20 protein-coding genes and 1 tRNA gene are annotated in these 23,322 nt (G+C 63.2%); 11 read left to right on the plus strand and 10 right to left on the minus strand.

Features of this window, described 5'->3' with window-relative positions:
• Positions 1-89 precede the first annotated feature (89 nt).
• Entirely contained in the window at positions 90-674 is a 585-nt protein-coding gene (locus tag B2V90_RS13595) for a nucleotidyltransferase family protein (protein ID WP_009821277.1), read from the plus strand.
• Here the strand turns inward: B2V90_RS13595 and B2V90_RS13600 are convergent, their stop codons facing one another.
• Positions 675-2,345 (minus strand): MFS transporter, encoded by a 1,671-nt coding sequence (locus B2V90_RS13600; protein ID WP_228220426.1) that lies wholly within the window; start codon positions 2,343-2,345, stop codon positions 675-677.
• 315 nt (positions 2,346-2,660) lie between these two features.
• On the opposite strand from B2V90_RS13600, the gene B2V90_RS13605 reads away from it, so the two are divergent.
• From B2V90_RS13605 to pgl, 5 genes are all read left to right on the plus strand, one after another.
• Complete coding sequence (locus B2V90_RS13605; protein ID WP_037542140.1) at positions 2,661-3,869, plus strand: acetyl-CoA C-acetyltransferase; 1,209 nt, start codon at positions 2,661-2,663, stop codon at positions 3,867-3,869.
• Between the two features lie 108 nt (positions 3,870-3,977).
• Positions 3,978-6,155 (plus strand): 3-hydroxyacyl-CoA dehydrogenase NAD-binding domain-containing protein, encoded by a 2,178-nt coding sequence (locus B2V90_RS13610; protein ID WP_293921718.1) that lies wholly within the window; start codon positions 3,978-3,980, stop codon positions 6,153-6,155.
• A gap of 67 nt (positions 6,156-6,222) precedes the next feature.
• Complete coding sequence (gene galE / locus B2V90_RS13615; protein WP_228220428.1) at positions 6,223-7,221, plus strand: UDP-glucose 4-epimerase GalE; 999 nt, start codon at positions 6,223-6,225, stop codon at positions 7,219-7,221.
• The gene (locus B2V90_RS13620) at positions 7,218-7,694 is read left to right on the plus strand and encodes a YbaK/EbsC family protein (protein ID WP_228220429.1); all 477 of its coding nucleotides are present in this window, start codon (positions 7,218-7,220) and stop codon (positions 7,692-7,694) included. The genes galE and B2V90_RS13620 overlap by 4 nt, the downstream gene beginning before the upstream one ends.
• A 2-nt stretch (positions 7,695-7,696) precedes the next feature.
• Complete coding sequence (gene pgl / locus B2V90_RS13625) at positions 7,697-8,389, plus strand: 6-phosphogluconolactonase (RefSeq protein ID WP_228220430.1); 693 nt, start codon at positions 7,697-7,699, stop codon at positions 8,387-8,389.
• An 8-nt stretch (positions 8,390-8,397) separates the two neighbouring features.
• Here the strand turns inward: pgl and B2V90_RS13630 are convergent, their stop codons facing one another.
• Entirely contained in the window at positions 8,398-8,661 is a 264-nt protein-coding gene (locus B2V90_RS13630) for a hypothetical protein (protein WP_228220563.1), read from the minus strand.
• Between the two features lie 56 nt (positions 8,662-8,717).
• Between B2V90_RS13630 and B2V90_RS13635 the strand changes: the two genes are divergently transcribed.
• Positions 8,718-9,860, plus strand: coding sequence for a pyridoxal phosphate-dependent aminotransferase (locus B2V90_RS13635; protein ID WP_228220431.1), 1,143 nt, complete (start codon positions 8,718-8,720; stop codon positions 9,858-9,860).
• Positions 9,861-10,093: 233 nt separating this feature from the next.
• Here B2V90_RS13635 and B2V90_RS13640 read toward each other — a convergent pair whose 3' ends face one another.
• Positions 10,094-10,390, minus strand: a complete 297-nt coding sequence (locus tag B2V90_RS13640) for a chorismate mutase (protein WP_009821267.1) — start codon at positions 10,388-10,390, stop codon at positions 10,094-10,096.
• 182 nt (positions 10,391-10,572) lie between these two features.
• On the opposite strand from B2V90_RS13640, the gene rpsD reads away from it, so the two are divergent.
• Positions 10,573-11,187, plus strand: a complete 615-nt coding sequence (gene rpsD, locus B2V90_RS13645) for a 30S ribosomal protein S4 (RefSeq protein ID WP_009821266.1) — start codon at positions 10,573-10,575, stop codon at positions 11,185-11,187.
• Between the two features lie 72 nt (positions 11,188-11,259).
• On the opposite strand, the gene B2V90_RS13650 is transcribed toward rpsD, so the two are convergent.
• Together B2V90_RS13650 and B2V90_RS13655 are read right to left on the minus strand one after the other, a co-directional pair.
• Entirely contained in the window at positions 11,260-11,940 is a 681-nt protein-coding gene (locus B2V90_RS13650) for a hypothetical protein (RefSeq protein WP_228220432.1), read from the minus strand.
• A gap of 93 nt (positions 11,941-12,033) precedes the next feature.
• Entirely contained in the window at positions 12,034-12,708 is a 675-nt protein-coding gene (locus B2V90_RS13655) for a uracil-DNA glycosylase (protein WP_228220433.1), read from the minus strand.
• 23 nt (positions 12,709-12,731) lie between these two features.
• Between B2V90_RS13655 and folK the strand changes: the two genes are divergently transcribed.
• The 3 genes from folK (at position 12,732) to B2V90_RS13670 (ending at position 13,954) form a co-directional block, all read left to right on the plus strand.
• Positions 12,732-13,253: a 2-amino-4-hydroxy-6-hydroxymethyldihydropteridine diphosphokinase gene (gene folK, locus B2V90_RS13660; protein WP_228220434.1), complete on the plus strand. Its 522-nt coding sequence runs from the start codon at positions 12,732-12,734 to the stop codon at positions 13,251-13,253.
• Between the two features lie 42 nt (positions 13,254-13,295).
• Positions 13,296-13,371, plus strand: a tRNA-Lys gene (locus B2V90_RS13665).
• A gap of 16 nt (positions 13,372-13,387) precedes the next feature.
• Entirely contained in the window at positions 13,388-13,954 is a 567-nt protein-coding gene (locus tag B2V90_RS13670; RefSeq protein ID WP_228220435.1) for an NUDIX domain-containing protein, read from the plus strand.
• Here B2V90_RS13670 and glgX read toward each other — a convergent pair.
• The 5 genes from glgX to B2V90_RS13695 are packed head-to-tail and all read right to left on the minus strand — an operon-like array spanning position 13,935 to position 23,228.
• On the minus strand, positions 13,935-15,815 hold the full coding sequence (gene glgX, locus B2V90_RS13675) for a glycogen debranching protein GlgX (RefSeq protein ID WP_228220436.1): 1,881 nt from the start codon (positions 15,813-15,815) through the stop codon (positions 13,935-13,937). The genes B2V90_RS13670 and glgX overlap by 20 nt on opposite strands.
• Entirely contained in the window at positions 15,812-17,260 is a 1,449-nt protein-coding gene (gene glgA, locus B2V90_RS13680) for a glycogen synthase GlgA (protein WP_228220437.1), read from the minus strand. Before glgA ends, glgX begins: the two co-directional genes overlap by 4 nt.
• Before the next feature lie 7 nt (positions 17,261-17,267).
• Positions 17,268-18,527 carry a glucose-1-phosphate adenylyltransferase gene (gene glgC, locus B2V90_RS13685; RefSeq protein ID WP_228220438.1) on the minus strand — a complete coding sequence of 420 codons (1,260 nt, stop codon included), beginning with the start codon at positions 18,525-18,527 and terminating at the stop codon, positions 17,268-17,270.
• A 52-nt stretch (positions 18,528-18,579) separates the two neighbouring features.
• Positions 18,580-20,739, minus strand: coding sequence for a 1,4-alpha-glucan branching protein GlgB (gene glgB / locus B2V90_RS13690; RefSeq protein ID WP_228220439.1), 2,160 nt, complete (start codon positions 20,737-20,739; stop codon positions 18,580-18,582).
• 20 nt (positions 20,740-20,759) lie between these two features.
• Positions 20,760-23,228 carry a glycogen/starch/alpha-glucan phosphorylase gene (locus tag B2V90_RS13695; RefSeq protein WP_228220564.1) on the minus strand — a complete coding sequence of 823 codons (2,469 nt, stop codon included), beginning with the start codon at positions 23,226-23,228 and terminating at the stop codon, positions 20,760-20,762.
• Positions 23,229-23,322: the final 94 nt, after the last annotated feature.

Below are 23,322 nucleotides of genomic sequence, written 5' to 3' on the forward strand. Positions count from 1 at the left end.
CTTTCCGCCATGCTGGACACAGCATCGCCCCGGTGGCACATCGCGAACCAATCTGGATCGCCTCATAAACATGACATTCGCTTCTTCCTATGCGCACTGAACATATCGCCGCCGTCCTGCTTGCCGCCGGTACATCCTCCCGCTTTGGTGAGGAGGACAAGCTGATGGCCACACTACGCGGCAAGCCCATGGCGGCTCATGTGCTGGAAACTGTCGCCTCCATGGCCTTTGCCGAACTGGTCGCGGTGACGCGGCCGATTGATGACGCCCCGGTCCTCCATCGCAAGCTCGACCGGCGCGGCTACAGCATCATCGTCAACGACCGGCCACAGGACGGCATGTCGGGCAGCATCGTGCGCGCGGTGCGGCATGTCCTGCCCAACCGGGACGTGCGCGGCATTCTCATTTGCCTGGCCGACATGCCCGACGTTCCGCAGACCCACTATAACCATATCTGCCTTGCGGCCGAGGACATACGGTCCGTCGTGGCATCGACGGACGGCTTTTCCTCCTCACCCCCGGCCTTCATCGGGCGCAAGCATTTCCCCGAATTGCTGGCTCTGCGCGGTGATCAGGGCGCACGCGCGCTGCTGAGCCATGGATTGCAGATCGAAGCGCCCGCCGGCATTCTGCGCGACATCGACACGCCGGATGATCTGGCCACGGCAGGCTGATCAGCTCGATCGCGTCGGATCGATCCAGCCTTCCCCCATTTCCCGCGCGTCGGGCGATCGGCTGAGCGGCAAGGATCCCGTCTGCCGCTCCAGCCGGCGATGCACGACCGGGGGTTCCGGCCGGTCGTGCAGGGCATGAATGGCATCGCTATTGGCAATATCCGCCACGGTGCGCCGCTGATTGTGACGGACATAATCCAGCCATGTCGACACATGATAGCGTTCGACCCACAAATCGCTCTCGCCCAGGTCGCGCAACAATTGCCAGCCATGCGCGCCATCGCGCCTGCGAATCCGCCGCCGCTCGCTCATCGCGGCCAGGAAGGGCACGATCGACCCTGCCGGAATGCGATATTCGATCGTGACGACGATGGGTCCGCTGCGTGGTTCGACCGGTACGGCCGTGTCCGGCTCCTGCCAGTCGCCGCGCGGATCGAGATTGTCGTCGCCAATCTGCGGCAGCGGCCGCCACAGACCCAGCAGGGCCGCTACGAACTGGACCGCTGCCGCGGTATAAAGGGCCGTGACCACGCCATCCTGTTCGGCCACCCATCCAAAGAGCCAGGCCCCGCCCGCCATGCCGCCGAACGCGACCATCTGATACAGGGCGACCGCGCGCGCGACGACCCAGCGCGGCGCGGACATCTGTACCGACACGTTGAATGTCGATAGCGCCAGTACCCAGCCCGCGCCTGCCAGCATGTAGCCGGGAAGGGCCACCCACAGCCACGTGCTGGCGCCGGTCAGCGCCGTCCCGATCGCGAGCGCGAGCGCGGCCGACCGGACGATGGCCTCGACCGAATAGCGGGTGCGCAAACGGCGGCTGGACAACGCACCCAGCACAGCGCCAAATCCGAATGCACCGCTGGTCACGCCGAAAGTCAGGGCGCCACCGCCCAGCAGGTCGCGCGCGACCAGCGGCATCAATGCGGAAACCGCCGCGGCGCCAAGGCCGAATATGCCCGCACGCAGCAGCACCAGCTTGATCTTGGGCGACATGGCGACATAGCCGAGCCCGGCCAGCATCGCGACGCCCAGCCTTTCGCGCGGCAGCAATTTCGGCGGCAGTTCGGGCCGCCAGCGTGCCAACACCACCAGCAGACCCAGATAGCTGACCGCATTGGTGACAAAAGCGGCCGCCGCCCCCGCCGCTGCGACGATCACGCCGCCCAGCGCGGGCCCGACGCTGCGCGCCAGGTTGAAACCCATGCTGTTCATCGCCACCGCGCTGGGCAGGATGGCGCGTGGCACCATGTCTCCGACAGACGCCTGCCAGGCAGGCCCGTTGATCGCGGTGGCGCAGCCCAGAAGGAAGGTGAACCCCAGCAGCAGCCAGGGCGTCATCCAGCCCGCCCATGCAGTCGCGGCAAGCAGCGCCGACACCAGCAGCATGAACGCCTGGCAGGCGATCATCACCTTGCGCCGCTCCAGATTGTCGGCGACAGCCCCCGCCCACAGCGACAAAAGCATGATCGGCAGGGTCGTCGCGGCGGGCACCAGCGCGATCAGCAAGGGCGACGCGGAAAGGGATGTCATCATCCATGCCGCGCCGACAGACTGGATCAGCCCGCCGAAATTGGACGCAAGACTGGCAAACCAGATCGCCCGAAATACCGGGATGGAAAAGGGCGATGCGGGGCTGGCGGAGGCTTGATCGGGCACAGACGTCATGAAGCGTAATCCGTTGGCGGCGTCAAACCCGGCATTCCTTGGCCTCCTCGTCCACGGGTCGGATAACGAGTCGGCACCCATCCGGTTTCCGCGCGCCCACGCTGACGATTCTTTGGCCTCAGGGGTTCAAACGCGCCCCCAAAGGAGTCATTTTCGTCGCCTATCCCCGTTGCGCATCCTGCCGTTACGGCATGGCGGAGGGACGAAGCCACTGGCAATAGACACTTGCACTTTACGTAAACGTAAATACATTCAGGTCCAGATTTCGTTCGTCCAGTGCGACGCCGAGAGGACCCCCATGGAGAGGGAATGACAATGGAAGCCTATATTTACGATGCCGTCCGCACGCCCCGGGGCCGGGGCAAGGCTGACGGCTCGCTGCATGAAATCACACCCATTCAGCTGGCGACGCAGGTGCTGGAGGCTGTGCGCGATCGCAACCAGATCGACACGGCCGATGTCGATGACGTCATATTGGGCTGCGTCAGCCCCGTGGGCGAACAGGGCGCAGACATCGCGCGCGTTGCAGCGCTCAACGCCGATTATGCCCAGACCGTACCGGGCGTTCAGATCAATCGCTTCTGCGCGTCGGGGCTTGAAGCCGTCAACATGGCCGCAGCCAAGGTCTATTCGGGTGAAGCGATGTTCGCGATCGGCGGCGGCGTCGAATCGATGAGCCGCGTGCCGATGGCGTCGGACGGCGGCGCCTGGGCGATGGACCCGGCGGTCGCCTACAAAACCTATTTCGCGCCGCAAGGCATCGGCGCAGACGTGATCGCCACCAAGTTCGGGATCAGCCGGGACGATGCGGACGCCTACGCGGTGGAAAGCCAGAAGCGCGCCAAGCAGGCTTGGGACGAAGGCCGCTTCAAGAAGTCGATCCTCCCTGTGAAGGACGTGATCGGCCAGGTCGTGCTTGACCATGACGAACATATGCGTCCCGATGCCACGATGCAGTCGCTGGGCAGCCTGAAGCCCAGTTTCGCCGCCTTGGGCGAGGAGATGCCCGGCTTCGATACGGTCGCGCTGCTGCGCTATCCTGAACTGGAAAAGGTCAATCATGTCCATCATGCCGGCAACAGCAGCGGCATTGTCGATGGCGCGGCGGCCGTTCTGGTCGGCAGCAAGGAAATGGGCGACAAATACGGGCTGACGCCCCGCGCCCGGATCAAGGCCATGGCCTCGATCGGGTCGGAACCGCTGATCATGCTGACCGGGCCGGAATTTGTCGCCGGCAAGCTGCTTGCGCGCGCCGGGATGACCAAGGACGACATCGACCTGTGGGAACTCAATGAAGCATTCGCTTCGGTTGTGCTGCGCTACATGCAGGCGATGGACCTCGATCATTCCAAGATCAATGTGAATGGCGGCGCGATCGCCATGGGCCATCCGCTGGGCGCAACGGGCGCAATGGTGCTGGGCACCGCGCTCGACGAACTGGAGCGCTCCGGCAAGGGCACCGCGCTCGTCAACCTGTGCGTGGGCGCAGGAATGGGCACCGGCATCATCATCGAGCGTATTTAAGACCAAAATACCGTTCGCGCTGAGCCTGTCGAAGCCCTGTCCTTCATCAACAGACAGTGCAGCCCTTCGACAAGCTCAGGGCGAACGGATTTGAGAGGTAGCACCACTATGCAGACCATCAATTTCACCACCGACGCCGACGGCATCGCCACCTTGATGATCGACGTTCCGAACCAGTCGATGAACGTCATCGGTCCGGATTTCCTGGCTGACCTGGACGCCGCCATCACGCGCATCGCGTCGGAAGACGCGATCAAGGGCGCGGTCATCGCTTCGGACAAGGACAGCGGCTTCATGGCCGGCATGGACCTTAAATATTTCGGGTCGATGCTGGTGAGTGGCGAGAGCAAGCGCCCTGCCCCGGCCGACATTTTCGACAAGGTGTTCGTGCTCAACCAGCTGTTCCGTCGCCTGGAGACCAGTGGCAAGCCCGTTGCCTGCGCGATCGAAGGCACCTGCGTTGGCGGCGGGTTCGAACTCGCGCTTGCCTGTCATCGTCGCTTCGTGGGCGACAGCCCCAAGACGCAGTTGGGCCTGCCCGAAATCCTGATCGGCCTCTTCCCCGGCGGCGGCGGGTCGCAGCGTCTGCCGCGCATTATGGGCGTACAGGCGTCGCTGATGTATATGCTTCAGGGCAAGATGTTCCGTCCGGCCGACGCGGCGATGATGAAGGTCGTCGATCAGGTCGTGCCGCAGGGCACCGCGCTCGACGCGGCGCGCGAATGGGTGAAGGCGAACCCCAACGCCCATACCCAGCCCTGGGACGTCAAGGGCTTCAAGGTGCCGGGCGGTGCGGGTGGTTTCAACCCCGCCTTCGTCCAGACCATGGCCGGCGCAGTGCCGATGACATTGAAGCAGACGCAGCGCAACATGAACGCGCCGATCGCGCTGCTGTCGGCCGTCTATGAAGGCATCACCCTGCCGATGGACCGGGCGATCGCGATCGAGAGCAAATATTTCGCCAAGGTCGCCGCCGACCCGCAGGCGAGCAACATGATCCGCACTCTCTTCGTGAACAAGCAGGCCGCCGAACGCGGTGCGCGTCGTCCCAAGGATGAGGCCAAGGCGCCGACGAAGAAACTCGCCATGCTGGGCGCGGGCATGATGGGCGCTGGCATCGCCACCGTGGCCGCGCAGGCGGGCATGGATGTCGTGCTGTTCGATCGCGACCAGGCCTATGCCGAAAAGGGCAAGGCGCATGTCGAGGCGGTGCTCAAAAAGCGCCTGGGCCGCGGCATGACGCCCGAGAAGATGGCCGAGACGCTGGCCCGCGTCACCCCCACCACAGATTATGCTGACCTCGCCGGCGCGGACTTCGTGATCGAAGCCGTGTTCGAGGATGTCGGCATCAAGGCGGAGGTAACGAAGAAGGTCGAAGAAGTGCTGGGCGCCGACACTATCTTCGGGTCCAATACGTCGACGCTGCCCATCACGAAGCTGGCAAACGCCTGGTCCAAGCCGGAAAATTTCATCGGCGTCCATTTCTTCTCACCGGTTGAAAAAATGCCGCTGGTCGAAATCATCCTGGGCGAAAAGACCGGTCCGGCGGCTATCGCCAAGGCCTTGGATTTCGTGGCGCAGATCAAGAAAACGCCGATCGTCGTGCATGACAGCCGCGGTTTCTATACCTCGCGCAGCTTTGGCACCTATGTGCAGGAAGGCGCGGAACTGGTCGGCGAAGGCGTCAATCCCGCGCTCATCGAAAATGCCGGCAAGCAGCTTGGCATGCCGACCGGGCCTCTGGCGGTTAGCGACGAAGTGTCAATCGAACTGGGCGTCAAGATCATGACTGCGGCGAAGAAGGAACTGGGCGACGCCTATGTCCCCCAGGGATCCGACGACATCATGGTCAAGATGACCGATGCCGGACGGCTGGGCCGCAAGAATGGCAAGGGCTGGTATGATTATCCCGAAGGCGCGAAAAAGCACCTTTCGCCCGCGCTTGGCGAGATGTTCCCGCGCGCGGCCGAGCAGCCCGATGTGGAGGCGGTCAAGGAACGCCTCCTCTATCGCCAGCTCATCGAATGCGCCCGCTGCTTCGAGGAAGGCGTGCTGGAAACGCCGGAGGATGGCGACATCGGCGCGATCTTTGGCTGGGGCTTTGCGCCTTATACCGGCGGGCCGTTCAGCCATATGGACACGGTCGGCATCGCCAATGTCGTCGCGACACTTGATCGGCTGGCTGCGGCGCACGGCCCGCGCTTTGCCCCCACGCAACAGCTGCGAGACATGGCGGCGAGCGGTTCGACCTTCTACAAGGCCGCGTCCATGAAGGCCGCCGCCTGAACGGCCTATAAATCTTAACGCGCTTTCGCTAGGTCTCCCCGGCATCAGCTGGGGAGACCTTTTCTTTATGAGCGACAAGCCCACAGTCATGGTCACGGGGGGCGCGGGTTATATCGGCAGTCATGCCGTGCTGGCGCTAAAGGATGCCGGCTATGGCGTCGTCGTGATCGACAATCTCGTCACCGGCTTCGACTGGGCGGTGCCCGGAGACGTACCGCTGGTGCGCGGCGACATTGCCGACCAGCCGCTGGTGGAAGCGACGCTGCGCGACCATGATGTCCGCGCGATCATGCATTTCGCCGGTTCGGTTGTGGTGCCGGAGTCGGTTGATAACCCGCTCAAATATTACCATAATAATAGTGCCAAGACGCGCGACCTGATCGAAAGCGCGGTGCGCGTGGGCGTACCGCATTTCATCTTCTCCTCCACCGCCGCCACCTATGGCACGCCGGACGTGGAAGCTGTGCGGGAAGATACGCCGCAGCGCCCGATCAATCCCTATGGCATGTCGAAGCTGATGACCGAGCATATGCTGCGCGACGTGGCGGCGGCGCATCCGATGAACTTCTGCGCGCTACGCTACTTCAACGTCGCGGGCGCTGATCCGCAGGGACGCAACGGCCAGTCAACGGCGGGTGCCACCCACCTCATCAAGGTTGCAGTCGAAGCGGCGCTGGGCAAGCGCGAAAGCGTCAGCATCTTTGGCGATGATTTCGACACGCCGGACGGCACGGGCGTACGCGACTATATCCATGTCAGTGACCTCGCCGCTGCCCATCTGCTGGCGCTGGAAGCATTGATGGCGCAGCCGGATCGCAACCATCTGCTCAATTGCGGCTATGGCCGGGGTTTTTCCGTGTTGGAAGTGCTGGACGCGGTCGATCGGGCGACCAACAATCCGATCAGGCGCATCATGACGGGCCGGCGCGCGGGCGATCCGGGCAAGCTGATTTCGGACAACAGCGCCATCCTGCGCACCTTTCCCTGGACGCCACGCCACGCCGATCTCGACCAGATCGTTGCCCACGCCCTCGCCTGGGAACGCCAGCTTGGGGACAGGACATGAGCGAAGCGAGCGTTCGCACCTATTTCGCCGCGCATGCGCCCGATGTGTCGATCATCGATCAGGGCGTCAGCACAGCAACCGTCATGGAAGCCGCCGCAGCGCTCGGCGTCGAGCCAGCGCGCATCGCCAAGACCCTGTCGCTGCGCGTGGGGGATCAGGTCATACTCGTCTGCGCGCGCGGTAACGCCCGCCTGTCGAACGGCAAGGCCAAGGCTGCGCTGGGCGCCAAACCGCGCATGCTGGGCGCGCATGAGGTGGAGGAATTGACCGGGCACCCGGTGGGCGGGGTCTGCCCCTTCGGCTTGACGACGCCTCTGCCCGTCTATTGCGACCTGTCGCTCAAGGCGTTCGCCACCGTCTTTCCGGCCGCAGGATCACGCACCGCGTCCGTCGAATTGACACCCGATCGACTCGCGGCCTTGACCGGGGCAAGCTGGGTGGACATCTGCACCCTTCCTGATGACGCGGAGTGACCATGCCGACCGAACATCTATTCGCCACCGGGGCGCAGGCCGCCGCCGACATTGCCGAGCGGATCGCCACCATCCTGTCGGACGCTATTGCCGTGCGCGGGATTGCGACCATCGCCCTGTCGGGTGGGCGCTCGCCCCGGCCGGTGCTGGAAGCGCTGAGCCTGGCTACACTCGACTGGAGCAAGCTGATCGTCACGCTGGTGGACGAACGCTGGGTCGATGCGGCCAGCGCGGACAGCAACGAACGACTGGTGCGCGACACGCTGTTGCAAGGGCCCGCCGCGCAGGCGCGCTTCGTGCCGATGAAGACGGATGCGGCGGACGCCTATGCAGGCCAGCCGGACGTGGAACGCGCTTTCGCCGCCCTGCCCTGGCCGCTCGACATCATCCTGCTGGGCATGGGTGATGATGGCCATACCGCCTCACTTTTCCCGGAGGGCAGGGAACTGGCTGAAGGTCTTGCCACCGATGCGCTGACCATTGCCGCCACCCCGCCGGCCGCACCGCACCAGCGCCTGTCCCTGACCGCGAGCGCGATCCTAAAAAGCCGCCATATCTTCCTCCAGATCAGCGGCGCCGCCAAGAAGGCTGTCTATGATCGCGCGCTGGCGGGCGGTCCGGTCGAGGACTTGCCGATCCGCTTGGCGCTTTTGCAGGACGATGTGCCGGTCGAAGTCTGGATCGCTGAAAGCTAACGTCTTTTTCAGTCCGCCGGATGGTGGCTCGAGATCAGATAGCGCCACACCCCGGTCGCGTTGATGAAGAGCAGGGCGACATTCTGCCAGCCAATGCCTTCGCTGTTTTTGTCTAGAAATCCCCAGGCAATGAGCGCGATGGAGCTTGTCACGAACAAGACGAAAGCCCATCCGGTAATCCGCCGGCCGAGGTTTAGCGACACGATCAGCGCGGCGAGCGTCGCTGCCCCCGCGCCATAATATTGCAGGACGGTCAATATAGTCTGGCTCATGCCATGCCCAACGCCACGGCCAGCCCCCATGTTGCCGAAATTAACGCAGGTTATCCATGAATAAAGTCGCAGACATTGCACCCTTCCACGCCATCGCCATCAGCCGGGAAGCGCATGCGCTGGAAGAACAGGGCCGCTCGATCCTACACATGGAGTTTGGCCAGCCATCGACCGGCGCGCCAGCACAGGCGATCGCGGTCGCGCATCATGTGCTCGACACCGAACCCATGGGCTATTGGGAAAGCACCGCCTTGAAAGAAAGAATGGCCAGCGATTATCAGCATCGCTACGCCGTCACCGTCGATCCGGAACAGATCATCCTGACCTGTGGCGCATCCCCCGCGCTGGTGCTGGCGCTCACCAGCCTGTTCGCGCCCGGCGCGCGGGTGGCGACGGCGCGGCCGGGCTATGTCGCCTATCGCAATACGCTAAAGGCGCTCTATCTGGACCCGGTCGAGGTCGCCTGCGGCCCGGCCGAACGCTATCAGATCAGCGCCGATGCGCTCGCCGCACTTGACCCCGCCCCCGATGGCCTGATTCTCGCCAGCCCCGCCAACCCGACCGGCACGGTCATTCCGCCCGCTGAACTGGCGCGGATCGCCGCCGTCTGCGCCGACCGGGGCATCCGTATCATCTCCGATGAAATCTATCACGGGCTCAGCTTTGGCGAACCGGCCCAGTCGATGCTGCACTATGCGCCCGACGCCGTCATCGTGAACAGCTTTTCCAAATATTACAGCATGGCGGGATGGCGCCTGGGCTGGGTGGTCGTGCCGCCGGACCTTATCGACACAGCGCGCGCACGGATGGGCAATCTGTTCCTGACGCCCCCCGTGCTGGCGCAGCGCGCCGGCCTTGCCGCCTTCGACTGCGTCGAGGAACTGGACGGTCACGTCGCAAGCTACCGCCGCAACCGGCAATTGCTGCTCGATGCGCTGCCCGCCATGGGCCTTGCCCGCATCGCCCCGCCCGATGGGGCTTTCTATATCTATGCGGATATCAGCCATCTGACCAACGACAGCCTGGGTTTTTGCCAGAAACTGCTGCGCGAAACCGGCGTGGCGACCGCGCCGGGGATCGACTTCGATCCCGTCGACGGCCACCGCTTCATCCGCTTCAGCTTTGCCGTGTCCACCGACCGTGTCGAGGATGCGATCGCGCGGATGGCCCCTTGGTTCCAGACACAGGCGGCGCAGTAGGTCCCGAGCCTGTCCTACAGGGCCGGCCCCGTGCTAGGCCAAGCGATCGGCTCTTTCTCGCAGTCTAGCCCTCGCCCCGCGCGGCCCCTTGTCCGTCGCGGTCGACTTCGCAAAAAATCTCCTATTGCGAAATCGACGCTTCGGGTCTCAATCGACGCAAATGCGTCGGCGCACGACGGTGTGAACTTCGCACCCTTTCCCAACGTTGCAAAACACGCGCAACGCGGCCGCCTTTACCCCCGTGTCCGGTCGAACTCATTCATTTCATAAGCAATGGAAGCTTCGACCAGCCGGTCCCACAGGTCGGCGATGACATCACCGGGCGCGCCCAGCCGTTCCGCCTCCGCCCGGGCATTGGCAATTACCTGCGCCTTGCGCGCTTCGTCGCGCACCGCGCCGCGATCGGGCTTGATCCGGGCAGCAGCGCGCATATGGGCAAAACGCAGGTCGAGCAGCGCAACGATTTGCCGGTCGATTTCGTCCACGCCGGCGCGCACTTCACTCATGCTGGTATAGCTGTCGGGGTTCATGATGCGAGCACTTAGGCCGCCCGCCCCGACCTGTCGAGGGCTTGACAGGCCAGCCCCTTGGCGTCATAGGCGCCGCTTCGCGATTGGCCCTGCATCCCGGTGAAGCGGCGGCCCTGTCCCTGAAATACGGAAAACAGGCGATACCGGGACCAACGTTGTTAGCATATCGTAAGGAAAGACATATGTCGAAGCGCTCCAGCGCCAAGTACAAGCTCGACCGCCGGATGGGCGAGAATATCTGGGGTCGTCCCAAGAGCCCGGTCAACAAGCGGGAATATGGCCCTGGCCAGCATGGTCAGCGCCGCAAGGGCAAGATGTCCGACTATGGCATTCAGCTGCGCGCCAAGCAGAAGCTGAAGGGCTATTATGGCGACATCACCGAAAAGCAGTTCAAGAAGAACTATGTCGAAGCCGCCCGGATGAAGGGTGACACCGGCCAGAACCTCATCGGTCTGCTGGAACGCCGCCTCGACGCGCTGGTCTACCGCGCCAAGTTCGCGCCCACCATCTGGTCGGCCCGTCAACTCGTGAGCCACGGCCACATCTATGTGAATGGCGTCAAATGCAACATCGCCTCGCGTCTGGTGAAGCCGGGCGACGAGATCACCCTGGGCAAGAAGGCGCAGGAAATGGCGCTGGTGTTGGAAGCGCAGAACCTGCCCGAGCGCGACATTCCTGACTATGTGTCGCCCGATGGCGCCGCCAAGGTCACCTATGTCCGCGTTCCCACGCTTGACGAAGTGCCCTACCCGGTGAAGATGGAACCGAACCTGGTCGTCGAATTCTATTCGCGCTAAGTTCTGCGACCGACAAGATACAAGAAGGGCGGCTCCTTATGGGGGCCGCCCTTTTTCGTGGCACGATATGATTCACTGGGCGCTCAGGCCTAGCATCAGCGCGATGGCGGTGAAAAGAATTGTAGCCGTCATGACCGCCGCAACCGCTTGCCGGAAGCCAGCGAAGCGCCCGATGCGCAATCTGGTCGAAAACCAGACTGTCTGCACGCCCAGATACCATAGCGCCGCACACAGCATCACCACGGCCCCTGCCGTTCGCCCGTGGGAGGGATGGAACGTTGGCAGCAGCGTCGCAACCCCCACCATCAGCGCCAGCGGAGCGGTTGTGAAACATTGCCCGTAAAAGGGGCGGCGCAAATTGGAATGGGTCAGCTTCAGCCCCTGCCGACGCAGCATGAACAACGACATCATCAGCGCGAACAGGCTGAACAGCACCAATCGCAGCGCCAGCAGCGCAAGATCCGAATCGACCAGCGCCGCCAACCCCCTGGTGCCCGTCAGCAAGGGATTGCGCCCCGCAACCAGGGCTTCCAGCCCGTGGGAGATCAGCAGGGTCAGAAACAGGAAAAGGGGCGGCCGGATGGCGTCATCATATTGTTCATCAGGTGCGTCCGACACTTCGCGATCGGCATAAGCCATCATCGCCAGCGGCCGCACCAGCGCCCGCCACAAGGTCAGGGGATAGAAAACCAGCCAACCCATCACCGTGTAGAGCGCTTCGTCGAGCGACTCGATGATCTTCATGAAGTCCATGAATGATCCTCCTGCCCCGCGCCCGACCTGCCGAGCCGCAGCGACCATGGTCTATCGAGAAGGCCCCAGCATGGATAGGCTAGATCGTCATCGTCAGGAGCCGGGCCATGAGCGCGTCGCCGCCACCGCGACGGCCCGCGCAAAGACCGCATCGAACATCTCGGCCGTCAGCCGCCCGGTATTCTGGTTGTAGCGCGAACAATGGTAGCTATCGATCAGGATGCGGCCAGCGGGCATGCGATGCTCGGCCAGATGTGCGAACCGCGCCTTGGGCAGCTTGCCGCCCAGTATCTTGACCGCCGACTGGTGCGCGATCTGGCCCAGGGCGATGAAGGTGCGCGCATGGGGCAGCGCCGCCACCGCGTCCGCCAGAAACGGCCGGCAATTATGGATTTCCGCCGGTTCCGGCTTGTTCTGCGGCGGCAGGCATTTGACCGAATTGATGATGATGATGTCTTTCAGGACCAGGCCATCATCGGGCCGCGCGTCATACCTGCCCTCGGCAAGGCCGTAGCGCGCGAGCGTTGCAAACAGCAGGTCGCCGGCATAGTCGCCGGTAAACGGCCTACCCGTGCGGTTCGCCCCCTGCCGGCCCGGCGCCAGTCCGATGATCGCAATGCGCGCCTGCGGGTCGCCAAAGGCCGGGACCGGCGCGTTCCACCAGTCGGGATGCTGCGCCCGACATTCCTCCCGCAACGCAACGAGGCGGGGGCAACGCTGACAATCCTGCGGAGGCTCGGTCGCAGCAAGGGGGCTTTCCACGGTCACGCAGAGCAGATAGGCGCTGGGCCATGGCGGATACAAGGCCCGAAAGCCGCACCCATGTCTATGCGCTGGCGCTGGGATCGAACCGGCAGCTCTCGGCCCGCCGCACGCCGCCGAAACTGGTTGAGGAGGCTGCCGCGCTGATCGGCGCACGGATGCGAGTGATCGCCGTATCGCCCATCATCGACACACCGCCGCTGGGTCCGTCGCTGCGCCGTTATGCCAATGGCGCGATGCTGGTGGAAACCCCGCTGCCGCCCCCTGCCCTGCTGCGCATGCTTCAGACGATCGAGACGCAGTTGGGCCGACGACGCCACCGTCGCTGGGGCGCGCGCAGCATGGATATCGACATCATCCTCTGGTCGGGCGGCACTTGGCGTGAGCGCCGGCTGACGGTGCCCCACGCCGCCTTTCGCACCCGCCCCTTCGTACTGACGCCCCTGTCCCTGATTGCACCCGGCTGGCGTGATCCCCGCAGCGGCCTTGCCATCCGGCATCTGAGCGCGCGGCTCAAAAAAGCGAAACCAAAGCGACCGACAAGTGGTTGACCATCCGCGCCGCCCCCTTTAGGGCGTCGTCCACCGCTTCGGGGGTCCATAGCTCAGTCGGTAGAGCAACTGACTTTTAATCAGTAGGTCGCTGGTTCGAACCCAGCTGGACTCACCACTTCTTGTGGAGCGCGATGCAGATAATCTCCACTTCGACCCTCTATGAAGGCTGGCTCAACCTGCGGATGGTGCGGTTGCGCGCCGACGATGGCGTGGAGGTTGATCGGCATGTGGTGGAAATGCGCCGGGCGGTAGCCGTCCTGCCCTATGATCCTGATCGTCGCGTAGCCATCACAGTGTCGATGCCGCGCACACCCGTCATGCTGGCAGGCCTGCCCGACATGATGGAGGCAATCGCCGGCATATTGGAAGATGACCCTGCCGATTGCACGCGACGCGAAGCAATGGAGGAAGCGGGTGTTCGGCTGGGCGAGCTGGTCCATCTGGGCGAGATCTGGAGCATCCCCAGCGTCGTTACGGAAAAGATCGACTATTCTCTGGCGCCCTACAGCGCACAGGATCGCGTCGCGGCTGGCGGCGGCCTGGTCGAGGAGCAGGAAAATATCAGCGTGCATGAACTGCCGCTGGACACACTCTGGACGATGATGGCGCGCAAGGAAATTGCCGATGGCAAGCTGGCGATCCTGCTGATGGCGCTGCGGCTGCGGCAACCGGCCTTGTTCAGCGTTCCGGTCGACTGACGACAATCGTGCGTGCGGCCACGTCAGCAGCGCCATGGGGCAGGCGAAAGCGACAGGGATCGGATGCGCCGTTGAGGCAGATCGCAAGTCCGCTCGCGCGATAACGCAGGACAATCCGGCGGCGGCCGGGATCTTCCCACTGCGCCACAGTCAGCGCGTTGCCCGCTTCGTCAAGCCATTCGACATCGTCGTCCGTCAATATGGTCGTGCCATGGAGGTCCGTTTCACCTGCCCGCAGCGCCGCCAGGGCAAAAACGTACCGCTCCAGTTCTTTGCTGCGGCCATCCCAGTCGATCCAGCTGATCGCGTTATCCTGCGCATAGGCGTTGTTGTTGCCCCGCTGGGACCGGCCGAATTCGTCGCCGGCGCTGAGCATGATCGTCCCGCGTGAGCAGAAGAGCGTGGCAAGCAACGCCTTGGCGTCGCGACAACGGGCGGCGCAGATAGCGGGGTCGTCGCTCGCTCCCTCGATGCCGTTGTTCCAGCTGTAATTTTCGCCATGGCCGTCGCGATTCTGCTCGCCATTCGCTTCATTATGCCGCTCTTCATAGGCCGTCAGGTCAGCCAGAGTGAAACCATCATGCGCGGCGAGAAAATTGACCGTCCGGCTTCGGCCGTTCGGGAATATGTCGCTTGATCCGGCAAGGCGCGTCGCTACGACCCCGATCATCCCCGCATCGCCGCGCCAGAAACGCCGCATGTCGTCACGATAGCGATCATTCCATTCCAGCCATCCGCGTGGGAATTGTCCAAGCTGATAGCCGCCCGGACCAATGTCCCACGGCTCGGCGATCATGATCCGGTCAGCAAGGACCGGGTCGGCGCGCATCTCTTCCAGCAGTGGCGCGCGCGGATCAAAGCCATGGTCCATCCGCCCGAGCGCCGGACTAAGGTCGAAGCGGAAGCCATCGACGCCGGCCTGCTGCACGAAATGCCGCAATGACGTCAGAATAAGCGCACGCATCGTTGGAGCGTTGCAGGCGATGCTGTTGCCGGTGCCGGTATCGTTGATCAGGCTTCCGTCGGCCGCATGGCGGAATGCTCCGCGCGGGTCGAGACCGCGCAGCGATAGGGTCGGGCCATGGCAGTCGCCTTCGCCGTCATGATTATAGACCATGTCGAGGATGACGCCGATCCCAGCGTCATGCAGGGCTGCCACCGCATCCCTCAATTCGGCCATGCCACCGGGTGCCAGACGGGGGTCGATGGCGAACCAGTTGACCGGGTTATAGCCCCAATAATTTGTGAGGCCGAGCGGCCCCAAATGCCGTTCATCAATCCACGCGTTGATCGGCATGAGTTCAACGGCGGAGACCTGCAGGGCTTTCAGATGCGCGATCACGGCCGGATGACCGAGCGCGGCGATGGTCCCGCGCTGCGCCGGGGGCACATGGGGATGACGCATGGTGAAGCCGCGCACATGCAGTTCGTAGAGGAGGCCGCCGGGCGTAAAGAGCGGCGACCGCGCGGCCACGTGCGGCCGGGGCGCTTCGACGACGCCCTTGGGCAGGAGCGGGGCCGTGTCCCCCGCCTCCCCGCGTGGCGCGGCCAGCGCAGGATCATAGGTAAAAGGGTGGTCGATCGCAGTCGCATAAGGATCGAGCAACAGCTTGTCGGGATCGAACCACAGGCCCGCGGCCGGATCATAGGGCCCATCGGCGCGCAGCCCATAACGCGCCCCAGCGCCAATACCCGGCGCCGCAAGCTGCCACACCCCATCGGCCTCTCGCTGCATCGGCAGGCGGGTTTCGCCAGCCAAGGGGTCGAACAGGCAGAGCCATAGTGCGTGGGCGTCGGGCGCATGGACTCGAAACAATGCGCCGTGTTCCGTAAATTGTGGCGCACCTGCGCCCGTGGTCACGCTGCCTCCGCCAGCAAATCGCGATAGAGCGCGGCATAGCGTGCTGCGCTGCTGTCCCATGACACGTTGGCGCGCATGGCGGCCCGCTGCATCGCCTGCCAAATGGGCCGGTTGCCATGCAGGTGAATGGCACGGGCGATCGCGCCATGCAACGCCAGCGGGTCGGACGGTGCGAAGGCGATGCCGGTCGCCGCGCCAGCGCTCACCGCCGCTTCATTGGCGTCGATGATCGTATCGGCCAGCCCGCCGACCCGCGCCACGACCGGCAGGCAACCATAGCGCAGCCCGTAAAGCTGGGTGAGACCACAGGGTTCAAAGCGGGACGGGATCAAGATGGCGTCGCCGCCCGCCTGCATCAGATGCGACAGGGGCTCATCATATCCGATCCGTGCCGCGATCCGTCCGTGATGCCGGTCGGCCGCGGCTAGGAATGCGCCCTCCAGCGCCTGATCTCCCGATCCTAGCAACGCTAACTTGCCACCCAGCCCGACCAGATGGTCGATGGCGTCGATCATCAGGTCCATGCCCTTTTGCCAGGTCAGGCGGCTGACGATGATGAAGAACGGCGCGTCGTCCTGGTCGAGGCCGAACGCCTTTTCGAGCGCCCGGCGATTGCCCGCCCGTGCGCCCAACGATCGGCCGCTGAACCTCCGGGGGATCAACGGATCGCCGGCCGGGTTCCAGATGTCGGTATCGACGCCGTTCAATATGCCATGCAGTCGCGCGATGCGCCCGTTGATCAGCCCGTCCAGCCCCATGCCATGATCGGGCGATCGGATTTCCTGCGCATAGGTGGGACTGACCGTGGTAATCGCGTCGGCGGATACGAGTCCGGCCTTCAAATAACCGACTCCGCCATAATATTCGACGCCATCGACGCCCCAGGCTTCGGGTGGCAGGCCAAGCGCCGGAAAAATGTCCGCGGCAAAACGCCCCTGAAAGGCGAGATTGTGGATCGTCACCAGCTTTGGCACGGCAGCGGCTGAACCAAAGCGCATATAGGCGGCTGTCAAGGCTGCCTGCCAGTCGTGAACATGGACGATGTCCGGTCGCCAGCCCCTGAGCGTACCTTCGGCAATATCCGCGCCGACACGAGCCAGCGCAGCAAAACGCCGCCAATTGTCGCTCCAGTCCGTGCCATCCGGGCCGCCATAGGGACCACCGTCACGCGTGAAAAAGGCCGGCGCGTCCAGCACCAGAAAATCCAGTCCATCGACTTTCGCCGCCAGCACGGCCCCGCGTTCGCCAAACAGCGCCTCATAGCGGCGGACTGTCTTCGCCTTACCCAGTTTCTTTAGGACTGACGGATATCCAGGGACCAGTGTACGGGTGGCGACACCATGTGCCGCCAGCGCGGCCGGCAATGCTCCGACCACGTCGGCCAGCCCACCGGTCTTGACGAGCGGATAGACTTCCGAGGCGACGGACAAAAGCTGCATCGTCATCGACCGGTCAAACCTCCAACCGGTCGATCATCGGCTGGGTCACCAGGCAGATGCCGCTGTCGGTCCTGCGAAAGCGCTGGGCGTCAAGCAGCGGGTCTTCCCCGATGATGAGGCCAGGCGGAATAAGAATGCCCGAATCGACCACGCATTTATGCAGGCGCGCGCCGCGTCCGATCTCACAGCCCGGCATGATGATGCTGTCCGTCACCGATGAAAAACTATGTGTACGCACCCCCGAAAAGAGCAGGCTGCGGTGCAGCGAAGATCCCGAAACGATGCAGCCGCCCGCCACCAGCGATGATGTCGCCGACCCGCGCCTGCCATCTTCATTATGAACGAATTTGGCGGGCGGCGTGACTTCCGAATAGGTCCAGAGCGGCCAGCTATGGTCATAAAGATCGAGCGAAGGGACAACGTCGGTCAGGTCAATATTCGCCTGCCAATAGGCGTCGATCGTGCCGACGTCGCGCCAGTAAGGCTCCAGTTCGCTCTCGGCGCGCACGCAACTGCTGGAAAAGCGATGCGCCACCGCTTTCCCGTGCTTTACGATATAGGGAATGATATCGCCGCCGAAATCCCGCTTGCTCGCCGGGTCGTCAGCGTCGCGCCACAGCTGCTCGATCAGGAATCGGGTGCGAAACACATAAATGCCCATGGACGCCAGCGCCACATCCGGCTGCCCCGGAATGGCAGGCGGATCCTTCGGCTTTTCAACAAAGGCGGTGATGACGTCGGCCTCGTCCACATGCATGACGCCGAAGCCGACAGCTTCCATGCGCGGCACTTCCAGACAGCCGACAGTGACGTCAGCGCCGCTGTCCACATGCTGCTGGAGCATCAGTTCATAGTCCATCTTGTAAACATGGTCGCCAGCCAGAATGACCATATATTCCGGTGCATAGGCTTCGATGATGTCGATATTCTGGAAGACGGCGTCGGCGGTGCCTTCATACCATTGGCTTTCGGAAATGCGCTGACTGGCTGGCAATATGTCGAAACTTTCATTGCGTTCGGGACGCAGGAAATTCCAGCCACGCTGAAGGTGCCGGATCAGCGAATGCGCCTTATACTGAGTCGCGACGCCGATGCGGCGAATACCGCTATTGAGCGCGTTGGACAGCGCAAAGTCGATGATCCTGGCCTTGCCGCCGAAATGCACCGCAGGCTTTGCGCGCCGGTCGGTCAGCTCAGCCAGGCGGCTGCCGCGCCCCCCGGCCAATACATAGGCCATCGCATCACGCGCTATGGGCTGATATTTCGTCTGCATCCGCCTCTCCATCCACCCGCCCACAAGTCGCCGGTCTGCCGCCCGCAGTTCGTTAAAATTCCAGTTCCAGCATCAGCGTGGCGAAGGGCGGGATCGTGATGTTAACCCATCCTTCTTCATCCGCTGTCACCGCGCCCATATTGCCCGCGCCGCTGCCGCCATAATCCTGCGCGTCGCTGTTCATCACTTCCCGCCAACGCCCGCCAGAGGGCAAGCGCATGCGATAACCGTGGCGCAGTACAGGCGTAAAATGACTGATGACGACAATGGGCAATGCGCCGGGCGCGCGCCGCACCCAGGCGAAGATTGAATCCGCGCGCGCATCGACCAGCACCCATTCGAAGCCTTCCGCCTCGCAATCGCGGGCGTGAAGCGCCGGCCGGCTGCTATAAAGATGGTTGAGGTCCGCGACCAGCCGCTGCACGCCCAGATGCGGCCCATGGTCCAGCAGGTGCCAGTCGAGCGCCCGCGCCTCGCTCCATTCATCGCGCTGGGCAAATTCCTGTCCCATGAACACCAGCTTCTTGCCTGGATACCCCCACATCAAGCCGTAATAGGCGCGCAGCGTCGCGAACTTCTGCCAGTCATCGCCCGCCATCTTGTGCAGCAGTGACGATTTGCCATGCACCACTTCGTCATGGCTGAGCGGCAGGACGAAATTTTCGTCAAAGGCGTAGAGCAGCCCGAAGGTGATGTCGTCATGATGATGGGCGCGATATACCGGGTCGCGCTGCAAGTAGCGCAACGTGTCGTGCATGAAGCCCATATTCCATTTGAACCCGAAGCCCAGGCCGCCCGCATCGACCGGCCGCGAAACGCCGGGCCAGCTGGTCGATTCTTCCGCGATCGTCATGACACCGGGATGCGCGCCATAGAGCGCCTTGTTCATCTGCTGGAGGAAGTCCACGGCCTCTACATTCTCGCGACCGCCATGATCATTGGGGATCCATTCGCCCGGCTGCCGGGAATAATCGAGGTACAGCATGGAGGCGACAGCATCCACGCGCAGTCCATCGACATGATAACGCTCTGCCCAGAATAGCGCGTTATTGGAGAGGAACTGTGCCACTTCACGCCGGCCATAATTGTAGATGGCGGTGTTCCAATCAGGGTGGAAGCCCTTGCGCGGGTCGGCATGTTCATAAAGCGCGGTGCCGTCAAAATGCGCCAACCCATGTTCGTCGGTCGGAAAATGCGCCGGCACCCAGTCAAGGATGACGCCTATGCCAGCGCGATGGGCGCCATCGACAAACCGCGCAAATCCCTCCGCATCCCCAAAGCGCGCGCTAGGCGCATAGAGGCCGAGCGTTTGATAGCCCCAACTGGGATCATAGGGATGCTCGCTGATCGGCAGAAATTCGATATGGGTAAAGCCCATGCCCACGACATAGGGGATCAACCGATTGGCCAATTCATCCCAGGTCAGGAAATTTCCATCGGCATCGCGCTGCCATGACCCGGCATGGACTTCATAAACCGCAATCGGTTCGCGGCGCGGATCGGCATCGCGCCAATGTGCCCGGTGCCGATCGTCGCCCCATATGTGGGCGGGCGGCTGCGCAACGATGGACGCGGTCGAAGGACGCAATTCAGCCTGGAAGGCGAAAGGGTCCGACTTGAGCGGCAGCAGGTCGCCGTTCGCCCCGATGATTTCGAACTTGTAGGCGCTGCCCTCGCCGACTTCGGGCAGGAAGATTTCCCATATGCCCGCATCAGTACGGCGGCGCATCAGGCCCCGCCGCCCATCCCACCGATTAAAGTCGCCCACCACTGAGACGCGCAACGCATTGGGCGCCCAGACCGCGAAATGGGTTCCGTCCATGCCTTCGTGATGGATGACATGGGCACCCATCTTGTCGAACAGCCGCCCGTGCGACCCTTCCGCGAAATAATGATCGTCCATCGGCCCCAGCACGGGGCCATAGCCATAGGGATCGACCAGCGCATAATCGCTACTGTCGGAATAGTGCGCAATATAGCGCAGCGGCTGGCGCTTTTTCACCGACACATTGCCAAAAAACAGCCCGTCGGGATGGATGCAGGCCAATTGCCCTACGGCCTTGCCTTCCAGAGTGAGGGCCGTGACGCCTGTCGCGTCCGGCAGCATGACACAAGCGGTGAAGCCCTTGCTCGCCGGATGGACGCCCAAAGTGGCAAAGGGATCATCCTCGCGTCCCGTAACCACCCGGTCGATCTGATCCGGCGTCAGCATCGCTTATCTGCACCCTCTCGTCATGCGGGCAGCCTCCAGATGTCGGTTGCATATTCGCGGATCGTACGATCGGACGAGAACCAGCCCATGCGCGCCACATTGTGGATCGCCTTCTTTGCCCAGAGCGCCTCATCCTTCCACAGGGCGTCGACGGACCGCTGTGCCGCGGAATAACTGTCGAAGTCGGCCGCGACCATGAACCAGTCATGATCATGGATACCCTGGATGAGCGGCTTGTAGCGATCCGGATCGTCGGGCGAAAAGACGCCGCTGGCAATGGCATCGAGCGCCTGTCCCAGTTCGCGGCTCTGGCCGATCACCTCGCCAGGGTTATAGCCATTGGCACGCCTCTCATTCACCTCCTGCGCGGTAAGGCCGAAGATGATGATGTTATCCTCGCCGACATGATCGCGCATTTCGACATTGGCGCCGTCCAGCGTGCCGATCGTCAGCGCGCCGTTGACCGCAAATTTCATGTTGCCGGTGCCCGACGCCTCCATGCCCGCGGTCGAAATCTGTTCGCTCAGGTCCGCCGCCGGGATCATCATTTCCGCCATGGAGACATTGTAATTGGGAACGAATTGCAGCTTGAGAAGCCCCTGCACTGCCGGATCGTGATTGACGGCGCGCGCCACGTCATTGGCCAGTTTGATGATCAGCTTGGCGTTATGATAGCTGGGCGCGGCCTTGCCGCCGAACAGCTTGACGCGCGGCGCCCAATCCCTTTCAGGATGAGAGCGAATCTGGTCGTAAAGCGACACCGCCTCAATGATGTTGAGCAGCTGGCGCTTATATTCATGGATGCGCTTGATCTGAATGTCGAACAAGGCGGCCGGGTCGATCCGGGCATTGACACGCTTGCGCAGCAGGTCGGAGAGCGCCACCTTGTTGGCGCGCTTGACCGTCAGGAAACGCTCCTGAAAGGCAGCATCGTCGGCGAAGCGATCCAGCTCGCGCAATGCTTCGGGATCGTCCAGGAAACGATCTCCGATGGCGTCGCGGATCAACGTGGTCAGACCCGGGTTGCACTGCATCAGCCAGCGGCGGAAAGTGACGCCATTGGTCTTGTTGTTGATGCGCGCGGGATAGAGGCGGTGCAGGTCGGCGAAGACTGTTTCCTTCATCAAATCGGTGTGCAGCGCCGACACACCGTTGACGCTGTGCGACCCAGCAAAGGCGAGATTGCCCATTCGCACCCGGCGGCCGCCATGCTCGTCGATCAGGGAAATCGCGCCGATCGCGCCGTCATCAAAATGCCCGGACCGGCGCGCTTCCGCCAGCAGCCGACTGTTCACAGCATAGACGATCTGCATGTGGCGCGGCAGCAGCCGCTCGAACAGCGGCACTGGCCAGCTCTCCAGCGCCTCGGGCAACAGGGTGTGGTTGGTATAGCTGAAGGTGCGGCGGGTAATGTCCCACCCTTCGTCGAAGTCCAGCCCATGATCGTCGAGCAAAATGCGCATCAATTCAGCGACCGAAACCGCCGGATGGGTGTCATTAAGCTGGATCGCCGCCTTGTCAGGCAGCGTCCGGATGTCGCCGAAATATTGAATATGCCGACGGACAATGTCCTGTAGCGAAGCGGAGGAGAAGAAATATTCCTGCCGCAACCGCAATTCCTGCCCGGCGGGTGAGGAGTCGGCCGGGTAGAGCACGCGGGTCAGCGCTTCCGCCCGATTGCTTTCTGATAAGGCGCCAAGATGGTCGCCGGCGTTGAATTTATCGAGCAGGATCGGGTCGATGGGCTGGGCTTCCCACAGTCGCAGCGTATTGACCCGCTTGCCCCGCCAGCCCGCGATCGGCGTGTCATAGGGGGTGGCGATGACGCGTTCGCCCGGCCGCCAGTGCATCTGATGCGGTCCAGCCTCCTCCCCCTCCGCCGGATCGACGCGTCCGCCAAAGCCGACCTCGTAGCTCGCCTCGCGCCGCTCGAACTCCCAGGGATTGCCATGCGCCAGCCAGTTTTCGGGCAGTTCCACCTGCCAGCCATCGCTGATTTCCTGCCGGAACATGCCGTTCACATAGCGGATGCCATAGCCATAAGCAGGCACGTCCACCGTCGCCATGCTTTCCATGAAACAAGCCGCCAGCCGACCCAGGCCACCATTGCCCAGCGCGGCGTCGGGCTCCAGCGCGGCGATGATGTCAATATCGACACCCAGCGACGCCAGCGCGGCCTGAAGATCGTCCAGCATTTCCATGTTGGATGCAGCGTCGCGCATCAACCGGCCGATCAGGAATTCCAGGCTGAGATAATAAACCCGCCGCCCCTGCGCCTCGTAGGTTTTGTGGGTGGATTCGATCCAGGCGTCGATCACCCGGTCGCGGATCGCCAGGATGACGGCATGCAGCCAGTCATGGGGCTTTGCGGCGGCGGCATCCTTGCCGATGCGATAGGTCAGCCGCTCGACGATTTCGCGGGCCAGCAATTCGGGATCGACCTGCCGCGGTGCGGGCCGGGGAAGTTTGGTCTGGCCCTCAAGGTTCATGGCGTGACGTCCCCCTGCTGAATCACCCATGATGATGGCATAGGCGCAAGACCAGCGCCATCAGCATTTCGGCGGTGCAGCAAGAACTTGTCGC

It is taken from the genome of Sphingobium sp. UBA5915 (assembly GCF_002431195.1).
GTDB classification, from domain to species: domain Bacteria; phylum Pseudomonadota; class Alphaproteobacteria; order Sphingomonadales; family Sphingomonadaceae; genus Sphingobium; species Sphingobium soli.